General features: G+C 65.6%; 5 protein-coding genes. All 5 read right to left on the bottom strand.

Annotated features, from left to right (window positions below):
* Positions 1-153: 153 nt before the first annotated feature.
* Entirely contained in the window at positions 154-486 is a 333-nt protein-coding gene (locus tag PSEWESI4_RS08810; RefSeq protein ID WP_187670828.1) for a tryptophan synthase subunit beta, read from the bottom strand.
* Positions 487-592: 106 nt separating this feature from the next.
* The gene (locus PSEWESI4_RS08805; RefSeq protein WP_187670827.1) at positions 593-1,627 is read right to left on the bottom strand and encodes an AAA family ATPase; all 1,035 of its coding nucleotides are present in this window, start codon (positions 1,625-1,627) and stop codon (positions 593-595) included.
* Positions 1,628-1,807: 180 nt separating this feature from the next.
* Positions 1,808-2,851, bottom strand: a complete 1,044-nt coding sequence (locus tag PSEWESI4_RS08800) for an aliphatic amidase (RefSeq protein WP_187670826.1) — start codon at positions 2,849-2,851, stop codon at positions 1,808-1,810.
* A gap of 104 nt (positions 2,852-2,955) precedes the next feature.
* Complete coding sequence (locus PSEWESI4_RS08795) at positions 2,956-3,303, bottom strand: FmdB family zinc ribbon protein (protein ID WP_187670825.1); 348 nt, start codon at positions 3,301-3,303, stop codon at positions 2,956-2,958.
* A 63-nt stretch (positions 3,304-3,366) separates the two neighbouring features.
* Positions 3,367-4,596, bottom strand: coding sequence for a formamidase (gene fmdA / locus PSEWESI4_RS08790; protein WP_187670824.1), 1,230 nt, complete (start codon positions 4,594-4,596; stop codon positions 3,367-3,369).
* Positions 4,597-4,957: the final 361 nt, after the last annotated feature.

Raw genomic sequence — 4,957 nt, 5'->3', positions numbered from 1 at the left:
CGGCAGCAGGGGGTGGGGGTTGGTTCGTTTGGCGACTGCCAATTTACCCATTTCCCTGACTGTCAACTCGCTCTTTCCCCTGAGTCCGCGAAGAACCAATTTTTTTGGGGTTACGGATGACCGTTTGTCTGGAGCCAGCCGTTCGAGGCGGATTCAGTCCTGCTCGTCGCCGAGCAGGCGGCTCAGGCCCTCGATCTCCGCACGCGCCACGGCACGCTGGTCGAGCTTGAGGCGGGCCGCTTCCGGCAGGTCGGTGTAGCGGATCACCCCGCGCTCGACCAGCACGCCGACCACATCCTCGAGCACCCGCACCAGCTCCAGGTCGGAACTGCGCAGGCTGTCCAGGCGCGCCTTGACCTCTTCCCTGGCGGTCAGCCAGGTGCGCAGCTCCTCGCTTTCCACCGCCAGGGTATCGGTCATGCCCTCGAACGGGTGGTATTCGACCTTGAGCAAACGCCCGTGACTGTCGCGCTGTACATAAACCATTGTCGCCCCCCCTGCTCCAATACTTCACAGAACCGACATACATGGACCGCGTCGATTCCTGGAAGTTAGCCGAGAGAAGCGCAATCTGCCCAGGGGTCTTTCCAAATCAGCCGTGACTGTCGACCCGCAAGGCCCCCTCCTCGCCGCTCGCCAACAGCCGCGTGGCGTCGGGTTCGAGCAGCAGGCGGTCGGCGATGGCCGGCTCCAGCTCGCGACGCAGGCGGCGCACCAGGTCGCGGGCGCCGAAGCGCGGGTCGTGGCCGCTGCACAGGTGGGCCCGGGCGGACTCGTCCAGCGCCAGGTACCTGCCACGCCGGGCGAGGCGCTGGTTGAGCTTGGCCAGTTCGATGTCCAGCAGGCTGTCCAGCCAGTCGGCATCGATGCGCTCGAACGGCAGGATGCGGTCGATCCGGTTTAGGAACTCCGGCTCGAAGTGGGCATGCAGCGCCCGCTCCAGCACCTCGTTCCCGGCCTGCGGGACGAGGTTCAGCCAGCGCCGCCAGCCGCGTTCGAAACGCGCGCGATAGTCCCACACCTGGCGCGCGCCGATGTTGCTGGTCATGAAGATCAGGCTGTTGCGGAAGTCAATCCGGCGGCTGCCGGCGGCGAGCACTAGGTGGCCGCTGTCGAGCACGTTGAGCAGGCTGCGCACCACGCCACGGTCGGCCTTTTCCAGTTCGTCGAACAGCACGATGCCGGGGCGCCCGTAGCTGCCCTGGATCGCCTCGACGTCGAACAGCGTGGTGCCCTCCTTGCTGCCGACGTAGCCCGGCGGCGCTCCGGTCAGCGCGGCGGCGTAGTGCTCCTGGGCCAGGGTGTTCATGTCGATGCGGCAGAAGGCATCGGCGCGGCCGTGGATGGCCTGGGCGATCAGCCGCACGATCTCGGTCTTGCCGACCCCGGTCGGGCCGATGAACAGGCTGACCGCCAGCGGCCGCTCGGGGTCGCCGATGTCGGCCTTGACCACCTTGAGCAGCGCCTCGACCTGTTCGAGCACGGCGTCCTGGCCGACGATGCGCGAACGCAGCAGGGCCATGACCAGCAGCGGGTCGAACAGGAAGCGCGACGGCAGGTTCGTGCTCACGCCGCTACGTGCCAGTTGGTCGCGGTTGTGGTCGAGCAGGTCGTTGACGAAGGGCATGAAGGGGGTCCCGGTGACGCAGAGCCATCCCGCAGGAACGGCGCCGCCGCTGGTATCGGTGCGCACGGCGCACCCTGCAAGAGCTGGATTCCCGCGTTCGCAGGAATGACGAGGAGGTGGGCACACGTCCAGCGCTTCGATCGTCATCCCCGCGCACGCGGTGACCCAATAAACAACGGGTTATCCCGCTGCCTTCTCCCTCCCCGGATGCGGCAACTCGCCGACCGGGCAATCGGCCACGCCGATGGTCGGGCGGGTCATCTTTTCCACGTCTTCCTGGGCCTTCTGCGCGTCCAGCACCCAGGTGCGGTAGAACTCGAACGGGCAGTCGGCCACGCCCTTGTCGCCGTCGCCGGAGTTGTAGACGCCGGTGTAGCCACGGTGCAGCAGCTTGAACAGATGGTTCTGCGACTGGTCGTTGGCGCGCGCGTCGCGGATCTGCGAGACCGATAGCTGGGCGTACTGGATGCCCATCTCTTCCTCGCCGCATTCGCCGAGGGTACGGCCGTCGAAGCCGATGATCGCCGAGTGGCCGAAGTAGCTGTACACGCCGTCGAAGCCCGCCGCGTTGGCCACCGCCACGTAGCAGTTGTTGGCCCAGGCCATGGTCTTGGCCATCAGCACCTGCTGGTCCTTGGCCGGGTACATGTAGCCCTGGCAGCGAACGATCAGCTCGGCGCCCTTCATCGCGCAGTCGCGCCAGATTTCCGGGTAGTTGCCGTCGTCGCAGATGATCAGGCTGATCTTCATGCCTTTCGGGCCTTCCGAGACGTAGGTGCGGTCGCCAGGATACCAGCCTTCGATCGGACACCAGGGGATGCACTTGCGGTACTTCTGGACGATCTCGCCCTGGTCGTCGATCAGCACCAGGGTGTTGTACGGCGCCTTGTGCGGGTGCTCCTCGTGGCGTTCGCCGGTGAGCGAGAAGATGCCCCAGGTCTTCGCCTCGCGGCAGGCGGCGGAGAAGATCGCGGTTTCCTCGCCGGGGATGGTGGCGGCGGTGTCCATCATCTCGTGGTGGTCGTACATGATGCCCATGGTGCTGTACTCGGGGAACACCACCAGGTCCATGCCGGGCAGGCCGATCTTCATGCCCTTGATCATCTCGGCGATCTTGCGGGCGTTGTCGAGCACCTGCGCCTTGCTGTGCAGGCGCGGCATCTTGTAGTTGACGACGGCAACGCCGACGGTGTCCGGGCTGCTGGAAATATCGCCATGGCGCATGGGAGGTCTCCTTGGCGGCAAGCCTCAAGCTGCAAGCTTCAAGCAAGGGCGGAACGAACGACCTGCTTGCCGCTTGTGGCTTGCAGCTTGCCGCTGCTCTGGGTTCAGTGACTGATCATCCACGGCCGCGCCGAGGGGCTGGCCTTGAGTGCGTGGGGGTTGGCCCTGGTCGGTGCGTTCGGCTTGCTCGGCCCGCAGCAACTACAGCCGGCGCCGTGCTGGCGCTTGCTCTTGTATTCCTCGAGCGTCTGCGGCGCGTGGGCGCTGCGTTCGTTGGCGTCGCGGGCGCGGCGCTGGTTGCCGGGCATGGTCGCCAGGCCCGGCGCGCTGAGGATCACCCGACCACTGGCGTTGTCGCAGTACGGACAGGCGCAGGGCTGGTCGCGCTCGGCCATCGGCCGCAGCAGAGTGAAATCGCCGCAGTCGGGGCAGTCGTATTCGTAGATGGGCATGCTCGTCTCCTCGTTGCCGATGAGAGCCCCTCCCCCTCCCGGAAGGTAAAGGGGAGGAATGGCTCATTTGTCGTAGGCGATGGGCAGGTCGATGCTGCCGTCGAGGTGCTTGGTCGGGCCGGCGGCGCTGGGGTTGATGTCGAATTCGAAGATGTCGGTCGGCAGCCACAGCGTGGCGCAGGCGTTGGGGATGTCGACCACCCCGCTGATATGTCCCTGCACCGGCGCCGAGCCGAGCAGCGAGTAGCCCTGGGCCGGCGAATAGCCGAACTTGGTCAGGTAGTTGATGGCGTTGAGGCAGGCCTGCTGGTAGGCCAGGTTGACGTCCAGGTAGTGCTGCTTGCCGGCATCGTCCACCGAGATGCCTTCGAAGATCAGGAAGTTGTTGTAGGTGGGCACGATCGGGCTGGGCTTGAAGATCGGGTTCTTGATCCCGTACTTGGCCATGCCACCCTTGATCAGCTCGACCTTCATGTGCACCCAGCCGGCCATCTCGATGGCGCCGCAGAAGGTGATCTCGCCGTCGCCCTGGCTGAAGTGCAGGTCGCCCACCGACAGGCCGGCGCCGTCCACGTAGACCGGGAAGAAGATCTTCGAACCGCGCGAGAGATCCTTGATGTCGCAGTTGCCGCCGTGTTCGCGCGGCGGCACGGTGCGTGCGCCGGTGGCGGCGGCCGCGTCGCGGGCCTCGCCCCTGAGCTTGCCCATGTGCGCGGTGGCGGCGAAGGTCGGGTTGGCCAGCGGCGGCACGCGGGTCGGGTTGCTGTCGATCAGTTCCTGCTCGCGCTTGTTCCAGTCGGCGAGCATCTTGTGGTCCGGCAGGCAGCCGATCAGGCCGGGGTGGATCAGGCCGGCGAACTTCACGCCGGGAATGTGCCGCGAGCTGGTGTACAGGCCGTGGAAATCCCAGATGGATTTCTGCGCGTGGGGGAAGTAGTCGGTGAGGAAACCGCCGCCGTTCTGCTTGGAAAAGAAACCGTTGAAGCCCCACAGCGAATCGGCCTTGGCGCCGATGTCGAGCAGGTCGACCACCAGCAGGTCGCCAGGCTCGGCGCCCTTCACGCCCACCGGGCCGGACAGGTAGTGCACGGTGGTCAGGTCGACGTCGCGTACGTCGGAGGCGTCGTTGTCGTTCTTGATCGCCCCGGCGGTCCAGTCGTAGGTCTCGAGAATGAAGTCGTCGCCCGGGTTGACCCAGCAGGCCATGGGAATGTCCGGATGCCAGCGGTTGTGGATCTGTTCGTTCTCGGTGGCGGGCTGGTTGAGGTCGACCTTGATCAGCGTGTCGGTCATGACGAAGCTCCTGTGCCATGTGGAGGGTTGGCGGTGAGTACGGAGCCAGTGTCGGGGGATGCGCCGGATCGGAAAATACGTTGGATGACGTATGCGCGAGGCCAGGATTGGCGGGACTTTCGGAGGTTTTTTCGCGGCAAGCAAAAAGCGGCCGGCGCATGGAGAACACGCCGACCGGAAAACGCTTGTCTTTTGTTTATTGGGTCACCGCGTGCGCGGGGATGACGGAGCCGCCTGAACCTCCCCTACGTCATTCCCGCGCACGCGCACTGCTGTCCGGCACGCCTCATGCTATCAACAGTTGGCCCTGACGCAGGTTGATCTCGCGTATTCGCTCCTGCCGTCGTCGGTAACGTTCGGC

This window comes from Zestomonas carbonaria (genome assembly GCF_904061905.1).
GTDB classification, from domain to species: domain Bacteria; phylum Pseudomonadota; class Gammaproteobacteria; order Pseudomonadales; family Pseudomonadaceae; genus Aquipseudomonas; species Aquipseudomonas carbonaria.
The sequence above is the reverse complement of the archived record's forward strand: the minus strand, read 5'-3'. Positions and strand labels throughout refer to the sequence as shown.

Bases quoted from the DNA above. Each gene is read 5' to 3' on its own strand.
- PSEWESI4_RS08800 (WP_187670826.1), bottom strand. From the start codon at position 2,851: ATGCGCCATGGCGATATTTCCAGCAGCCCGGACACCGTCGGCGTTGCC.
- PSEWESI4_RS08810 (WP_187670828.1), bottom strand. From the start codon at position 486: ATGGTTTATGTACAGCGCGACAGTCACGGGCGTTTGCTCAAGGTCGAA.
- PSEWESI4_RS08805 (WP_187670827.1), bottom strand. From the start codon at position 1,627: ATGCCCTTCGTCAACGACCTGCTCGACCACAACCGCGACCAACTGGCA.
- PSEWESI4_RS08795 (WP_187670825.1), bottom strand. From the start codon at position 3,303: ATGCCCATCTACGAATACGACTGCCCCGACTGCGGCGATTTCACTCTG.
- fmdA (WP_187670824.1), bottom strand. From the start codon at position 4,596: ATGACCGACACGCTGATCAAGGTCGACCTCAACCAGCCCGCCACCGAG.